The organism is Haloferula sp. A504, from assembly GCF_044385805.1.
Classification (GTDB): Bacteria; Verrucomicrobiota; Verrucomicrobiia; order Verrucomicrobiales; family Akkermansiaceae; genus Haloferula.
This window is the reverse complement of the sequence record NZ_JBISBU010000018.1, coordinates 31,520-45,808: the sequence shown is the minus strand read 5'-3', so window position 1 is coordinate 45,808 and position 14,289 is coordinate 31,520. Positions and strand designations below refer to the sequence as shown.

The window sequence follows — 14,289 nt, the reverse complement described above, 5'->3', positions numbered from 1 at the left end:
AACGGATCAGTTTCATCCCCCGAACCCCGGCATGGCCTCCCCAACCAGGAAGATTCAGCCCTCCTCGCCTTCGATCGTCCCCTCCTCCACGCCACGGGCGATGATCTCGTTCGAGAGTTTGGGCCGGAATTCGAAGAGATCCTTGCGGCGGTCGCTCATCGGCGTCACCGCCCCGCTCTCGCGCGAGCGGTAGAGATCGGAGATGTCGAGGTCGGTCACCAGCATCGTCTCGACGTTCGGATCGGCCTGGCCCTGGATTCCGTCCCTGGAAAACTCGAAGTCGCTCGGCGTGAACACCGCCGCGCGGCCGTAGTGGATGTCCATCGCCGGGACATCCGGCAGGTTGCCCACCACCCCGGCCGTCGCCACGTAGATCTGGTTCTCGATCGCCCGCGCCGCGGCACAGGTGCTCACCCGCAGGTAGCCCTGACGGTTGTCGGTGCAGTAGGGCACGAAGAGGATCTCCACCCCGCGGTCCGCGAGGTAGCGCGCCGCTTCGGGAAATTCCACGTCGTAGCAGATCAGCACCCCGATCCGCGCCTTGGGCGTTTGGATCACCATCAGGGAATCCCCGCCGGAGATGCCCCACCAGGTCTTTTCACTCGGAGTGATGTGCAACTTCGGCTGCTCGACGTGGCTGCCGTCGGGTTTGAAGATCATCGCCGAATTGTGCAGGCGGCCGTCCTCCTGCTCGACCGGGTGCGAGCCGGCGATCAGGTAGAGGCCCTGCTCGCGAGCCAGCGTGGCCATCAGGTCGACATACTGTGCCGTGAACTCCGACAACTTGCGGATTCCCTCGCGCGATCCCATCGGCGGCAGGCCACTGAGGAGCTGCACGCTCAGGAACTCGGGGAACAGCACGAACTCCGCCCCGTAGTCCTCGCCCGCGGTTTCCACGAAATACCGGACCTGCGCAGCGAATTCATCGAAGTCCGCGACCTTGCGCATCTTGTACTGCACGCAGGCCACGCGCACCTTCGGGTCGTCGCTGTCCTGCGGTTGGTAGTCCGGGTTCAGCCACTCGATGAGGCTCGCGAAATCCTTGGAAAGAGGATCCCGGATGTAGTTCGGCATCACCCCGCGCACCGCGAAGCCCTGCGAGATCTGGAAACCCAGCACCGGATCGCCGATCTTCCCCTCCTGCACCTGCCAGACGTATTCCTCGGGCGTCAACCGCTCGGCATGGCTGGCGTAGTTCGAGAGGCGCCCCCCGGCCAGGATGCGTCGCAGGTTCAGGCGTCGGCACAGGTCGCGCCGAGCCTCGTAGAGAACCTTTCCAATGCCCAGGCCCCGGCACTCCGGATCGACGTACACCTCGGCCCCGTAGAGCGTGTCGCCCTGCGGATCGTGGTTGTAGAAATAGCCGTCGTCGGTGATCCCGTAGTAGGTGTGCTTGCGCAGCGGGTCGCGGCCCATCGAGACGATCAGCGACGACGCCACGCCGACGATCTTGCCGTCGACCACCGCCACGAACTGCCCCTCCTCGAAGACATCGAGGTGGGACTTCAGCTCCCCTTCTTCCCACGCGCCGTCGGCGGCCACCATCTGGGGAAAGCACAGGCGGTGCAGCTTGATCATCGCGGGGATGTCCTCGATCCCCGGATTTCGAACCCACACCGTTCCTTTGTTCGTCTCGTATTCCTTCGGCTGCACGGCGGGAGGTTCCGCCGCCCGTCGCCAAACCGCAAGCGACGGATTCCTTCCCCACCCTCGCCACCCACCCCGTCCGGATGTGACCCGCGCTGCCTTCCCGGACTCCTGAAGGATCGCCCATCCCACGATCCTTGGGCCAGCCCCAGACGGCCCGGTCGTGCATGCCGCCACGAGGCCAACGATCTTTCTATGATGATCTTGCGCCGCCGAGTGAATCCTCGACTTGCGGAGCGGACGCTCTCAGACTGCCTGCAATTCGTTTCACGTCATCTACCATGATCCGTTCCATCCCCCGGTTCTCCCACCTCCCGGAACTCCTTTCCTTCATCCTCGCCCCGTTCCTTTTCCCAACGATGATCCAACCGGTGGAGGCCGCGGAAGACGAAGTCCAGATCCGGATCGTGCTTCCAACCGCCCCCAGGGCTCAGGCGGAATGCGTGCTGGCAACCAGGGACGACAAGGGTGAGTGGCGGGGGCGGGAGGAGCTCGACGTGCGGCCATCCTTCGTATCCGACTGGATCCAACTGCCCCGCGAAGAGATCGGATTCTGCATCCGGGAGGATGGGAAGCTGCAGCCGGCCGCAACTTTCACCGTGCCCCGGAACATGGAGCGGGCACTCGTCGTTCTCTCGGCCAGCCAGGATGAGGGACGCTTCGACGCCCACGTGATCGACGGCAAGAAAACCAAGTTCGGAAAGGGGAAACTCCTGCTGGTCAACGCAAGCGAGGTGACCTGCGACGTGAAGACGGGCGACAAGGAAACGAAGACCCCGCCCGGCAAGACCCAGGTGGTCGAACCGGCGGCCGACGGCAACGGAATGTTCCAATTGCTGGTGAGTCACGACCACGACGGAAACGAGGTGATCTGCCACGACCGGTTCGTGCCGGCGGACGCGAACGCCCGGGGCTACGTGCTCATGATTCACGATCCGCACATGGTGGTGCGCGTGGTCACCATCTCCGAGTTCGGTCCGTTCGATTGACCAAGCCCGCCCGGTCCCGCCCGATGAAAGGGAGGGCCCGCGTCGTGAGGTATGGGGCGCATGCGTTTGTTTCCGGGAATGCTGCTGGCCTTGGCTGGTCACGTCCTCACGACCCCGCTTCCCGCCGAGGAGGCGTTGAAGGGGTGGGCTCAATGGCTTGGACCGATGCGCACCGGGCACACCGCCGAGCCGAGCGGGCAATGGCCGCCGCGCAAGCTGTGGCAGCGGTCCTTCGGCGAGTCCGACGGCTCGCCGATCGTGGTGAACGGAAAGATCTACCTGACGACGCTGGACGGCGAGCGGACCAAGGTGACCTGCGTGGAGGCCGCGACGGGCGAGGTCGTCTGGCAGGGGCACTCGCCGGGCGGTCGCTACGGCAGGCATTCCACGGGCGACAAGGGCTTCTACGTCGGGCCGCTATCGACACCGGCCTGCGATGGCTCGCGACTCTTCACCCTTTCGGTGGACGGCGACCTCTGGTGCTGGGATGTGGCAACGGGGAGAAAGAAGTGGAGCCTCAACCTCTACGAGAATTACCGGATGGGGCCGCGCAAGCACATCCGCGACTACGGCTACACCGGATCCCCGCTGCTGCACGGCCCGAACGTGTGGGTCGAGGTCGGGGGCACCCGGGGCGCGGTGATGGCGTTCGACCGTGAAACGGGCCGTGAGACCGCCGCCTGGGGCGAGGGCCAGGTCGGGCACAGCGGCGGGCCGACCGCCCCGGATGCGAGGGTCTTCTTCGGCATCGACAAGCTGTGGATCGAGGGCCGGGAGATCCCGTGGCCGACCCAGTATGCGTGCAACATTTCAACCCCGGCGGTGAGCGGGAACCTGGTGGTGGCATCCGCCGCCTACAACCTCCGGCGGACGGTGTGCTACCGCGACGGAAAGGAGATCTGGCGTTCGAAATATCACTGCAAGACCACCAGCCCGGTCATCCACCCCGGGGCCGGCCAGGTGTACCTGCCGGAGGTCGGCCGCTGCCTTGACCTCGAGACCGGCGAACCGCTCTGGACCTTTCCACGGGCATCGAGCGTGATCGTCACCGGCGATGACCGCCTGATCGTCTTCGACCGCGTGATCCGGCTGCTGGATCTGAAGGGCACCGTGCTCCATGAGCTCGAAACCATCGACAAGGAATGGCCGAGCGGCGCCTTCGGCGAGGGCTACCTGATCTTCAAGCACCGGTCGACCGTGGTCTGCTACTCGGTGGCCGGTTGATGCCCCATTCCCCGAGTTCGAGTCGTAAGAATTGATCCCGGTCATGCAAGTCCTCGGCCCGTGGCTTCCGCCGCCCCGCCCTCACGCCGGATGCGCGATCTCGTCGATCTCCTTGTCATCGAGATCGGCCCGCTGATAGACGCCCATGGCCGACCGGATCATGGCACCGGCGCTCTCGCACTCGTCGTGGATCACGTTCACGCCCTTCGCCTTGAGTTGCTCCACCTCGTTCTGGAACTTCGCACGCCCGAACACACAGACCTCGGCATTCCGCTCCCGCACCAGCGGCAGCGCCGCCAGCGTCGATTCGACCGCCGGGAAGGTGAAGGCGACCATCCGCGCCCGCTCGATGCCCGCCAGGTCCAGCGCCTCCGGATGGGTCGCATCGGCGAACAGCACCGCCTGCTTGCCCCGCTTCAACTCGGCGACCGTGTCGGCATTCATTTCGAGCACCAGCGTGTCGACGCCGCAGCGGCGCAGCGACTCGTTCAGCGCGCGGCCCACCGGTCCGAAACCGCAGATCACCGCATGGTCCTGCATCTGCCTGGTCGAGAGACCGTGTTCCAGGCCCTCCCCCGTCGGCAGCTTGTGGCCCACCCGGGCTTCAAGCCACTTGCCGAAAGGGGTGGCGCCCCGCATCAGGCTCGGCACCAGACCCATCGAGACTGCCGTGCAGGCCAGCAGCAGCTGCATCACGGCAGGATCGAAGGCCCGGTAGGCCCCCGCCTGCGCCAGAAGCACCAGCGAGAATTCCCCCGTGCTGGCGAGGCTCGCCGCCGCCAGCAGGGCCGGTCGCAGCGGCAGTTTCATCAGCCTCACCGCCCCGAGCACGATCGAGCCTTTCACCACCAGGATCACCAGCGTCCCCACCAGCACGAAGACCCAGTCCTCGAGCAGGGCCCCGACGTCGATCATCAGGCCGACGGAGACGAAGAAGATCGTCAGAAACAGGTCCTTGAAGGGCAGGATGTCCGAGAGAATCCGGTGGGAGTAGATCGACTCGCTGACCACCAGACCGGCGGCGAAGGCCCCCAGCGAAAGGGAGAGGTCGAGCATCTGGCCGGCCAGGGCCACCGCCGAGCACAGCGCGATCACCGTCAGTGTGAAAAGCTCCCGGCTGCGCGTCCGCGCGACCAGATGGAGCAGCGGTTCGTTGACATATTTTCCGAACAGCATCACGGCGCCGAGGAAAAGTATGCCCTTGCCCAGCGCGATGCCGATGCCACCGGCCAACGTCCCTTCCCCGAGTCCGTAGATCGCCGGTAATATCAGGATGAAGAGGATGACGAAGATGTCCTGAAAAAGAGCCACTCCCAGCGCCGCGCGGGCTCCCGGGTTGTGCGGTTGACCGAGTTCCTGGAACGACTTCATCGCCACGGCGGTCGAGCTCAGCGCCACTCCCACCGCAATCACCGCGCACTCGGGGCCGGGCAGACCCGCCCATTTGGCGCCCAAGCCCGCCAGGAGGCCGGTGAGCGCGACCTGCAGTCCGCCGCCGAAAAGGGCGATCCGCCACAGGTGCTTGAGCTCGCTCAGCGAGAACTCGATCCCGAGGGTGAACATCAAGAGGATCACCCCCAGCTCGGCCAGATGGCCGATCACCGGGTCGTCCTTGTCCGCGCCCACGAACCACAGCAGGCCGCTGTTGGCGATCACCACACCGACCACGAAATATCCCACCAGCAGGCTTTGCTTCGCCTTGGTCAGGATCAGCGCCATCAGCACGGACATCACCAGCACCATCGCCAACAGTCCGAAAAAGGACGTGATCGGCGACTCTCCAGCAGCCAGCAGAGGCAAAGTCATCGTCGTCAGGCTAGTTGCCAGCCCCGGCATGGCGATGGAAAAGCGGTGCCACAAGCAATCGAGTTCCCCGGAGTCGGCAGCCTGGCGCGGGGTCCATGCCGGGGGCGAAACGCAGTGCGGGCGGAGTGCCTGAGCACCCCACCCGCTTCAACTCGACCGTTCCTGGAAAGAGGTCAGCCCCGCCGACGGCGCAGCAGCAACAGACCCCCCAACACACCCAGCAAAGCTGTTGAAGGCTCCGGGACGGCGAAGGTGTAAACCGCGGAGCCGGACTGGGCTCCATCCGTGACGTGGTTGCCCGAAATTCCAAATTCGATTTCATAGACGCCGAGTTCCGTGAAGCCCCAGTTGTAATGGGTATGGGTCCCGGCGATCAGCGTGAAGCTGTCCGTCGCCGTCGCCGTGTTGATGAAGTCGACGACCCCGCCGAAACCATCGTCCTGCCAGAGGCGGAACTCTCCGGGCCCACTGACTTTCGACGCGGTGATCGTCACCGTTCCAACGCCCCCGTCCCAGTCGCCCTGAGCCAGTTCCTCCAGGCCCACTCCCAGGAAAGGAAGGCCGTTGGCCGCCGCGTCCAACTCGCCTTCGGGCAGCCAGAAGTAGTCCGTTCCGCTGACGCTGGTCGTGACGGTTGACTTGAGCTGGAACACGAGCTCGTCCGGCTCGTATTCGGATCCCGTAGTCTGGACCACACCGCCGATGATCGCCCCATCCGGGCCCCCTTCGTTGTGAATGTGCGGTTCGAAGCCTCCGATGGTGTCGTAGCCGAAGGCCGGGGCATCGATGTGCCCTCCCGTCACGAGGAGTGCCGCGTGGCCGAGAGTCGGAAGGCCCAAAATTGAAAGTGACGCCGCAAAGAGAAGATTCGTTTTCATGATTGGTTGGATCGTGGGAAGCGGCGTCAAAATTCCTTATCGCAACTCTTATGCAAGAGAAATCTATTTTGATTTGCATTTTTTATGCAACTGCACATCTTGCCGCAGTCAGCTGCATCCCGACCCGGTCCGCCGGACGATTCCGGTCCATTCCATCACGATTCCGAAAGCACTTCCCACGCCACGCCCATGAATTACCGCCCCCGTCATCCGCATCATCGCCCGGCACCGACCGGCTTCACGCTGGTCGAATTGATGGTCTCGGTGGTCATCGTTGCCGTGCTCGCAACCTTGGGAGCTGTCGTTGCCAACTCCGTGAAGGTCCGCGCCCAGGAGGCCCGCTGCCTCAGCAATCTGCGGAACATCGGGGTCGCCCTCCATCTCCATGCCCAGGATCATGGCGGGCGCTTCCCGGAGACTTCGCACACGGTCAGTCTCGACCGGGCATGGATCGAGTCCCTGAGACCCTACCTCGGCGACTACGACGAAATCCGGATTTGCCCGGCCGACCCCCGCGCCAACGAGCGGCTCGAAGCCGGAGGCACCAGCTACATCCTCAACAGCTTCATTTTCGTCCCCGAGGTCAATGCATGGGGAGAAACCGTGGGACCGGCACTGAACCGGCCGGCCGCCATTCCGGACGCGTCCCGGACCCTGCTCGCCTTCGTCTGCTCCGACCGGATCGGCGCCGGCCCCGGAAACGACCACACGCACTCGAATCTTTGGGGCAGCTGGAGCGGCGTCTGCTCGGACATCGCCCCCAGCCGCTTCGGCGGCAGCGACGACCGCCTCGCGGCGGACGGGCGTTCCAACTACCTCTACGCCGATGGTCGCGTGGAGTCGATCCGCGCCGCGACGCTGAAGCAGAAGACCGACTCGGGAATCAACATCGCCCAACCGCCCGGCCTGTGATGAAGTCTTCCGCTTCCTTTCTTTCCCTGCTGAGCGCCACTCCCCTCGCAGCCGGACTGTCGCCCCTCGGCGAACACCTCGACGTGCGCTCGCACTATGAGGGCGGAGAGTGGTCGAACGTCCTGAGGGTTGACAGCCACCCGGAGCCCTGGGACCCGGCGCTCGTCTTTCTCCCGCTTTCCGACAAGCCGGTCGTGGCCGGAAATCCCGCCATCTCGGGGTCGAGGCAGACCCAACCCACGTCGAGCACCTTCAGCTTCACGGGAGCCTCTCCAGGCGATCCGATCTGGACCGCTGTCCAAGGCACCCCGGGCATCAACGAAGTGTGGCCCGGCTTCGACAACGACCAGCCCACCGACACCTTCGGTTCTTACATCCCCGCGGATGCCCGCGTCTCGCAGGGACTGGCCCGGCCTTGGATCAAGATTTCGCTGGTGGACTATTCCCCTCCTCCGGGAAAGACTTCGCATTTCTCCTTGTGGAACGCCTCGTCCGGCCAGCCCCCCACGGTCTGGATGTCGACCTCCGATACCTCCAACGAAGACAGCTTCTATTACGCGGCGGGCAGCCACCTCCACGTCTGGTGGGGTTTCACCGAACTCGGGGTCCACCGGGTAACCTTCGAGTCGTCGGCATTTCTCGGCCCCGGGGAGACCAATCCGACGGGTGCCGGTGACCCCTTCACCCTGACCTTCACGGTTGGCACGGTCGGACGCTGGCAGGCCACCTGGTTCGATGCCGACGAGCTCGATGATCCGGCGATTTCCGGAATGGACGCCGACCCCGATCTCGACGGTCTGGTCAACCTGCTCGAATACGCCTTCGGCACGAATCCCCGCGTCGGTGGTCCGGTTCCGGTGGAGGAAGGTCTGGGCTTCCCGACCTTCTCCCTCGTCGACGATGGTGGCACCCTCTACGAGACCCTCACCTACCCGCGTCGGCGGGCCGGCGACCGCCTGATGCCGGATGTCTATCAGCCGGAGTTCTCCAGCGACCTGTCGGCAGGCTGGAACGACACCGGTGTGGCGACGACTGCCGCCGACTTCGATCCTCCGCTGGACGGCCTCAATGCGGAGTGGGAACTCGTCACTTCCCGCCGTCCCGCCCCCCCCGGAGCCACCCGCGGATTCGGTCGCGTCGACGTCACGGCCGGCGACGAATTCTGACTGGTGAAGTCAAAACCGGTCCGGCAACGCCGTCCCTCGGTTTCCCTCGGGCATCAGACTGCTTTCAGGAGTTCACCGGGTTGCCCGGGCGTTCATGAGAAATGCAGCGTGGGCGGAGCCTGAAACCGCCACCGCCTCTGTGGTGGTGATTCAGCGCGCTTCCCCGGGCCGGGGCTTGAGTTGCGCCTCGATGAGCTGGCGATCGCCCAGCAGGGCGACCCCGACCAGGGTCCGGGCCTCGTCCATTTCAAGCCGCCGGTGCTCGGAGAAATCCTCCCAGCGGCCGTCGGCGATCATCTCTTCCTTGAGCTGGTCGAAGCGTTGCAGCGAGCGGGCCCCGATCTCGAGGAAACCGCGCAGCTCCTGCTCGGTCCCCACCTTGTTCCTCAACATCACGGTGAGGGCGTCGTGGCAGGCGGAGGCGCCGGTGATGGCGGCCGTCGGTTCGTCCGGATACTGCAGGCAGTAATTGGCCGTGCGGCGTGCCAGGTCGAGCGCCCGCCGCTCGCCTTCGGCAATCACCGCCCCCTCGTCGTCCGCCCCCTTGAGCCGCACGATCGATTCACTCAGGAAAAAGAAATACGAGCCGTAGCAGAGGAGGTTGGTCGGATCCATCTCGTAGCTAAGCTTCAGCCGCTTCTCGGCCTCGCCCTTCATGAAGGCATGCATCGCATCGGTGTCGCCGCGGTGATTGGTCCGCTCGTAGCGCGCGATCTTCATGTCCTTGAGCGAGCGCAGCAGCCACTCGCGCGTCGACTTCGCCGGCACCCGGGGCGCGGGCCCGGCGGCCTCTTCGGCCTCGTGCTCCTCGAACTCCCGCTTGATCTCCCCCGCGATCGCCGCCATCCGCGCCGCCGGATTCACCACGTCCCCGGCGGGCAGGACATCACCGCCCTCCTCGTCTTCATCGTGATGATGATCCTCGTGCAGATCCTCCCGGCTTCCCCGGTGCCAGTAAAGGTCGGCCGGCCCGCGCATCGCGAAGGCGATCGTCCTGCCGTAGGCGCTGCCTTTGAGCGACATGAAATTCGGCTCGTGCTCGAAGTGGCCGCCACGTGTCATCGACACCGAGACACCCACCCACGCCACCGCGAGGAGCGCGACTGCAGCGATGATGGCCGGCCGCCTGACTGCTGGACGATCCATGACTCAGGAGCGCAGGGGTTCGGTTCGGAAAAGCAGCAGCGACAGGCCTCCCAGCATGCCTCCCAGCAGGGCGAAGTAACCGAGGAACCCGGCGAAGGAGCTCCACTCGACCTGGCCCATCTTGAAGATCAGGCGAGGCGTGAGGTCGGCCAGATGGTACTGGGGCGAAACGATGTAAAGCCACTCGAGGATGGGGTTCCCTCCCATCTTGATGGTCTCCGCCAGATGCCCCACCCCGTAGAGGCCGTAAAGGCACAGGCCCGCCGGAACGACGAATCCCACCATCGATCCGAAGCGGCTCGAGAGACCGATGCCGAGCAGGGCGAGGGGGCCGATGGCGACGAGGAACAGAAACGCGGCCTGAAGGTTGGTCGCCACCCACAGCCCCTTCTCCTCGGGATCGCCGGGCATCGCCGCGACCAGGCAGATGACCACCGCGATCAGCACGACCGGCAGCAGGAAAATCATCAGCGCCGACCACATCGAGACCATCTGTTTCAGCGAACCTTCGCCGCGAGCGCGGAGGTAGTTTCCGACCCCGGTCCGGGAGTTTCCATCACCGAGGCGGGCCGCCTGCGACAGGCCCCACAGGATGCCCACGCCCCAGACCACCAGCCAGGCCGCGTGCGCCCTCGCGGGCGGCATCAGCTTGGGCACGGTCTCCACCGGCGCCATGTGGGGCATCACGAAGGGCAAGCCGCAGGTCAGCAGCAGGATGATCACCCAGGTCTTGCGCACCCAGAGAGTCAGAAGGCTGAGCCGGAAGAGATGCATCGCGGGATTCAGTTGAGGAGTTTCTTGAGTTCCGACCAGGTCGTCGCGCCGGCCCCGGGGCGGCCGATGCGGCCGTCGCTGATCAGCATCGCGCTCGGCATCGACATTTCGTCGAGGTCGGGGTGGCAGGAGATCACCCGCAGCACCCGCTCCTCGCTCTCCCGCCAGCGCTTCAGCAAGGCCTCGCGCGCCGGCGTGTCGAGACCCGTGAAGGGTTCGTCGTAGAACATCACGTCCGTGCCGTCTCCGATCAGCGAAAACTCCGCCACCACCAGTCCGACCTTCTTGCGGTTGCCGAAGGAGAGCTTGCCGAAGGGCTTCGCGACATCGAGTTCGAGTTCCTCCGCGAAAGCGTGCGCCTCCTTGCGGATCGACCCCGAGAGGAAGGCGGCGAACACGTGCGACGCGGCGAGTTCCCGATCGTAGGTCAGTTCATCACTGATGAACTGACGATTGCCTTCCAGCACGAAAGCCCCCTCCGTCGGTTTCAGCAGACCCGAAAGCGTTTTCAGAAGGGTCGTCTTGCCCCGGCCGTTGCGCGCCAGCAGGAAATGGGTCCCCGGCCCGAGATCCACCTCCTCGTCGCAGGTGGCCAGAGTGCTCTCGTAGCCGATCCCGAAGCCTTTCGGAATCCGGACCGCGGACATGGAACCCGATGACACGCTCACCATGACCACGACGATATGGGTATTACAGGATCACAGTCAATATGTTTTTGTAATCTATTTGCGTTAATTAACGTTTGTCGGAAGTGTTTCACTTTCGTAAGGCGTTCTCCATGAGCCTGATGAAACGAGTCGCCTTGGCGGCCCTTGCCCTCGTGGTCCCGGCGGCCGCCCAGCACGAGCACTGTGATCACGACCACGATCCGGTCACTCCGGCTCACGCGCCGGTCAGCCCTCACCATCCCGACCTCAAGCTGCCATCCCACGACGACGCCTGGTTCCACTTCCACCCCTTCCTCTCCGCGGCGGTCGCCTTCGGCGGTTCGACCTCCGAAAAGAACTACGGGCTGATCCAGGGTGGCCACGCCCCGATCGACGACGGGTTCAACCTCCAGGGCATCGAGGTCGGAGCCCTGATGGAGCTCGGGCCCTATCTCTCGATGATGGGCGTCTACAACACCTTTTGGGACAAATACGACGGCTGGGATGGTGAGTTGGAGGAACTCTACGCCACGGTTTCGCTGCCGGCCGGTGTGTCGGTGCGCGCCGGCCAGTTCTTCGTCCCCTTCGGCCACGAGAACCAGACGCACCTTCACGACCGCGAGTTTGTCGAACCGCCCATCTCGGTCATCCGGCTTCTGGGCGAAGAGGGCCTCATCACGCAGGGTGGCGACATCGGGTTCATCATTCCCGGCATCGGCGAGAAGACCGTCTTCCGCTTCGGCTACGGCCAGACCCGGCCTCACTCCCACGGCATGACCCGGGAACAACGCCGCGAATTCTACGAGGAAGCGCTCGAGCACGCCGGCGAGGACCATGACGATCACGACGAGGATCATGACGACCACGACGATCATGGGGACGAGGACCACGATGATCATGACCACGACGATCACGATCACGGAGGCCACTCCCACGGCTTCGCCGGAAACGGGGGCATCTTCGATATGGAGGACGCCTACCTCGACGACGGCTACTTCTTCGCCCGACTCGAATCCGACGTTGCGGGCGATTACGGGTTCAACCTCATCGGTGCCTCGATCGCCGCCGGACAGAACGGCTTCGAACGGACCACCTGGGTCGTCGGCGCCGACGCCTTCGGCACCTTCACGGTCGCCGATCGCCCGGCCTGGTGGCGGACCGAAGCGTTCTACCGCTACGTCGATGCGATCGACAACAACGGCAACCCCGGCAGCTTCGACGAATGCGGCATCTACGCCGCGACCGGGATCCGCTTCCACCCCTCGTGGACCTGTGCCGCCCGTCTCGAATGGGCCTCGGGCGACCGCGCCGCCGGTGCCGAACGCCGCTGGCGCGCCTCGACCGCCGTCACCCATCTCAGCAATCTGGCACCCAACGCCGACCTCCACACCCGGCTCCAGTACAGCTACGACGACCTCGGCGGCTACGGCAACGAGCACTCCGTCTGGCTGCAGTTCGTCCTGAACATCGGCACCGGCTGCGACGGCCACGTCCACTGAAGGGTGGCGCAAAGCTCCGCTTTGCGAAAGCATGGCAAGCGTCCCGCTTGCCATCGCCCACCATGCACGCCCACTACTTCCAGCACGTCCCCTTCGAAGGCCTCGGAGCGATCGAGCCGTGGCTGCGTGAGCACGGCTTCGGCATCACCCGCACCGCTTTCTTCGAGGGCGAGTCGCCCCCCGCCCCCGAAGGCATCGATTTCCTCATCATCATGGGCGGTCCGATGAGTGTGAACGACGAGGCCACCCACCCATGGCTCGTTGGGGAGAAGGCATTCATCCGGACCTTTCTCGACACCGGCAAACCGGTGCTCGGCATCTGCCTCGGCGCGCAGCTGATCGCCAGCGCCCTCGGTGCGAGGGTCTATCCAAATTCCGAACCCGAGATCGGATGGTTCCCGCTCGAGGGTGTCTCCTCCACCGACGGCTTCCACTTTCCCACGAGCTTCACCGCCTTCCACTGGCACGGCGAAACCTTCGACCTCCCCAAGGGCGCCATCCCTCTCGCCCGCACCGAGGCCTGCGAAAACCAGGCCTTCCGCCTCGGCGACCGAGTGATCGGACTGCAGTTCCACCTCGAGACCACGCCGGAGTCCGCCGCGGCGCTCGTCGCCAACTGCGCGGACGAACTCGTGGATGCCCCTCGTGTCCAGACAGCGGACGAAATCCTCAGCCCCGAAGCCTGCGGAGCCGCCAACGAGCTGCTCAACCAAGTCCTCTCCTCCCTCGTCGATCCATGCGAATGATCACGATGGTCGACAATTCCGAGTCCGGGAGCTTGACACCCTTCTATCCTCACGTTATATCTTTGATTAAAGGTTTCATCAACTCCAAAATCCATCCCCGTGAAAGCCATCATCATCCCGGTCCCCTCTCAACGGTGTCGCGATTCTTCCACCCGCTCTGCCAAGCCAAACCATGTGGCCGGGTTCACGCTCGTCGAACTGATGGTGGTGATCGTGATCATCGTGGTTCTCGCCGCCATCAGCTTCCCCATCATGGGGCGCGTGAAGAGTGCGGCCCGCGCCACGGAGTGCGTCTCGAACCTCCGACAGCTCGGCGGAGCGATTCTCTCCCACGCGATGGACAACAATGGGAAGCTGGTCGACCTGCAGCCTGCGGTCGATCCCGACACCGGCAAGCGTCCTCCGATCTGGACGGTGCAGCTCGCGCGGGACGGGTACCTGTGGGATGGCAATGGTGAACTGCCATGCGGAAAAGGTGTCTGGACCTGCCCGGATTGCGACTTCATGAGCCACACTTACGGGGGTTACGGCGTGGTCGAGGACACGATCTTTGTTTACGCCGAGAACCGTCCGGTCGGGGTCAATCAACCCGGCTCCCTCCGCCTGAACCTGATCGCCCGCCCCGAGCGCACCTGGCTGATCGGAGATGCCACTCGCAATGCGAATGAACTGAACAAGGGTTGGTATGCCATCTGGTCCCAACCCGACCGCTGGAGCGGTCATGGCCCGGCTCCCCGGCACCGCGACAGGGTCAATGTCTGCCTGGCCGATGGAAGTGTGAGCGTGTTGAGCCTCGCCGAAATCGAGTCGCGCGAGCTGACCCGGAACGTGGTCCGTTGAACGCGGCCAGCCCGG

At 64.7% G+C, this 14,289-nt stretch carries 13 protein-coding genes; 7 read left to right on the top strand and 6 right to left on the bottom strand.

Going from position 1 to position 14,289, the window contains the following annotated elements; translation table 11 throughout:
- Nucleotides 1-54: 54 nt before the first annotated feature.
- Entirely contained in the window at nt 55-1,653 is a 1,599-nt protein-coding gene (locus ACG2LG_RS10830) for a GNAT family N-acetyltransferase (protein ID WP_396258890.1), read from the bottom strand.
- A 275-nt stretch (nt 1,654-1,928) separates the two neighbouring features.
- On the opposite strand from ACG2LG_RS10830, the gene ACG2LG_RS10825 reads away from it, so the two are divergent.
- Nucleotides 1,929-2,636, top strand: a complete 708-nt coding sequence (locus ACG2LG_RS10825) for a hypothetical protein (RefSeq protein ID WP_396258888.1) — start codon at nt 1,929-1,931, stop codon at nt 2,634-2,636.
- 60 nt (nt 2,637-2,696) lie between these two features.
- The gene (locus ACG2LG_RS10820) at nt 2,697-3,860 is read left to right on the top strand and encodes a PQQ-binding-like beta-propeller repeat protein (protein ID WP_396258887.1); all 1,164 of its coding nucleotides are present in this window, start codon (nt 2,697-2,699) and stop codon (nt 3,858-3,860) included.
- Nucleotides 3,861-3,941: 81 nt separating this feature from the next.
- On the opposite strand, the gene ACG2LG_RS10815 is transcribed toward ACG2LG_RS10820, so the two are convergent.
- The gene (locus tag ACG2LG_RS10815; RefSeq protein ID WP_396258885.1) at nt 3,942-5,666 is read right to left on the bottom strand and encodes a cation:proton antiporter; all 1,725 of its coding nucleotides are present in this window, start codon (nt 5,664-5,666) and stop codon (nt 3,942-3,944) included.
- Between the two features lie 173 nt (nt 5,667-5,839).
- Complete coding sequence (locus ACG2LG_RS10810) at nt 5,840-6,544, bottom strand: choice-of-anchor M domain-containing protein (protein ID WP_396258883.1); 705 nt, start codon at nt 6,542-6,544, stop codon at nt 5,840-5,842.
- A 189-nt stretch (nt 6,545-6,733) separates the two neighbouring features.
- Here ACG2LG_RS10810 and ACG2LG_RS10805 point away from each other — a divergent pair, with 189 nt between their 5' ends.
- The gene (locus tag ACG2LG_RS10805; protein WP_396258881.1) at nt 6,734-7,456 is read left to right on the top strand and encodes a type II secretion system protein; all 723 of its coding nucleotides are present in this window, start codon (nt 6,734-6,736) and stop codon (nt 7,454-7,456) included.
- Nucleotides 7,456-8,622: a choice-of-anchor M domain-containing protein gene (locus ACG2LG_RS10800; RefSeq protein WP_396258880.1), complete on the top strand. Its 1,167-nt coding sequence runs from the start codon at nt 7,456-7,458 to the stop codon at nt 8,620-8,622. Before ACG2LG_RS10805 ends, ACG2LG_RS10800 begins: the two co-directional genes overlap by 1 nt.
- Nucleotides 8,623-8,772: 150 nt before the next feature.
- Here the strand turns inward: ACG2LG_RS10800 and ACG2LG_RS10795 are convergent, their stop codons facing one another.
- Genes ACG2LG_RS10795 through ACG2LG_RS10785 form a run of 3 tightly spaced genes read right to left on the bottom strand, consistent with a single transcriptional unit; the run spans nt 8,773 to nt 11,189 of the window.
- A complete protein-coding gene (locus ACG2LG_RS10795) occupies nt 8,773-9,768 on the bottom strand; it encodes a hypothetical protein (protein WP_396258878.1) in 996 nt (331 codons plus the stop codon).
- A 3-nt stretch (nt 9,769-9,771) separates the two neighbouring features.
- Nucleotides 9,772-10,542 (bottom strand): hypothetical protein, encoded by a 771-nt coding sequence (locus ACG2LG_RS10790; RefSeq protein WP_396258876.1) that lies wholly within the window; start codon nt 10,540-10,542, stop codon nt 9,772-9,774.
- Nucleotides 10,543-10,550: 8 nt separating this feature from the next.
- Nucleotides 10,551-11,189 carry an ATP-binding cassette domain-containing protein gene (locus tag ACG2LG_RS10785; protein WP_396258875.1) on the bottom strand — a complete coding sequence of 213 codons (639 nt, stop codon included), beginning with the start codon at nt 11,187-11,189 and terminating at the stop codon, nt 10,551-10,553.
- A gap of 140 nt (nt 11,190-11,329) precedes the next feature.
- On the opposite strand from ACG2LG_RS10785, the gene ACG2LG_RS10780 reads away from it, so the two are divergent.
- From ACG2LG_RS10780 to ACG2LG_RS10770, 3 genes are all read left to right on the top strand, one after another.
- Complete coding sequence (locus tag ACG2LG_RS10780) at nt 11,330-12,688, top strand: hypothetical protein (RefSeq protein ID WP_396258873.1); 1,359 nt, start codon at nt 11,330-11,332, stop codon at nt 12,686-12,688.
- Nucleotides 12,689-12,750: 62 nt separating this feature from the next.
- Nucleotides 12,751-13,434: a type 1 glutamine amidotransferase gene (locus ACG2LG_RS10775; protein WP_396258872.1), complete on the top strand. Its 684-nt coding sequence runs from the start codon at nt 12,751-12,753 to the stop codon at nt 13,432-13,434.
- Nucleotides 13,435-13,533: 99 nt separating this feature from the next.
- Nucleotides 13,534-14,274 carry a type II secretion system protein gene (locus tag ACG2LG_RS10770; protein WP_396258870.1) on the top strand — a complete coding sequence of 247 codons (741 nt, stop codon included), beginning with the start codon at nt 13,534-13,536 and terminating at the stop codon, nt 14,272-14,274.
- Nucleotides 14,275-14,289 lie beyond the last annotated feature (15 nt).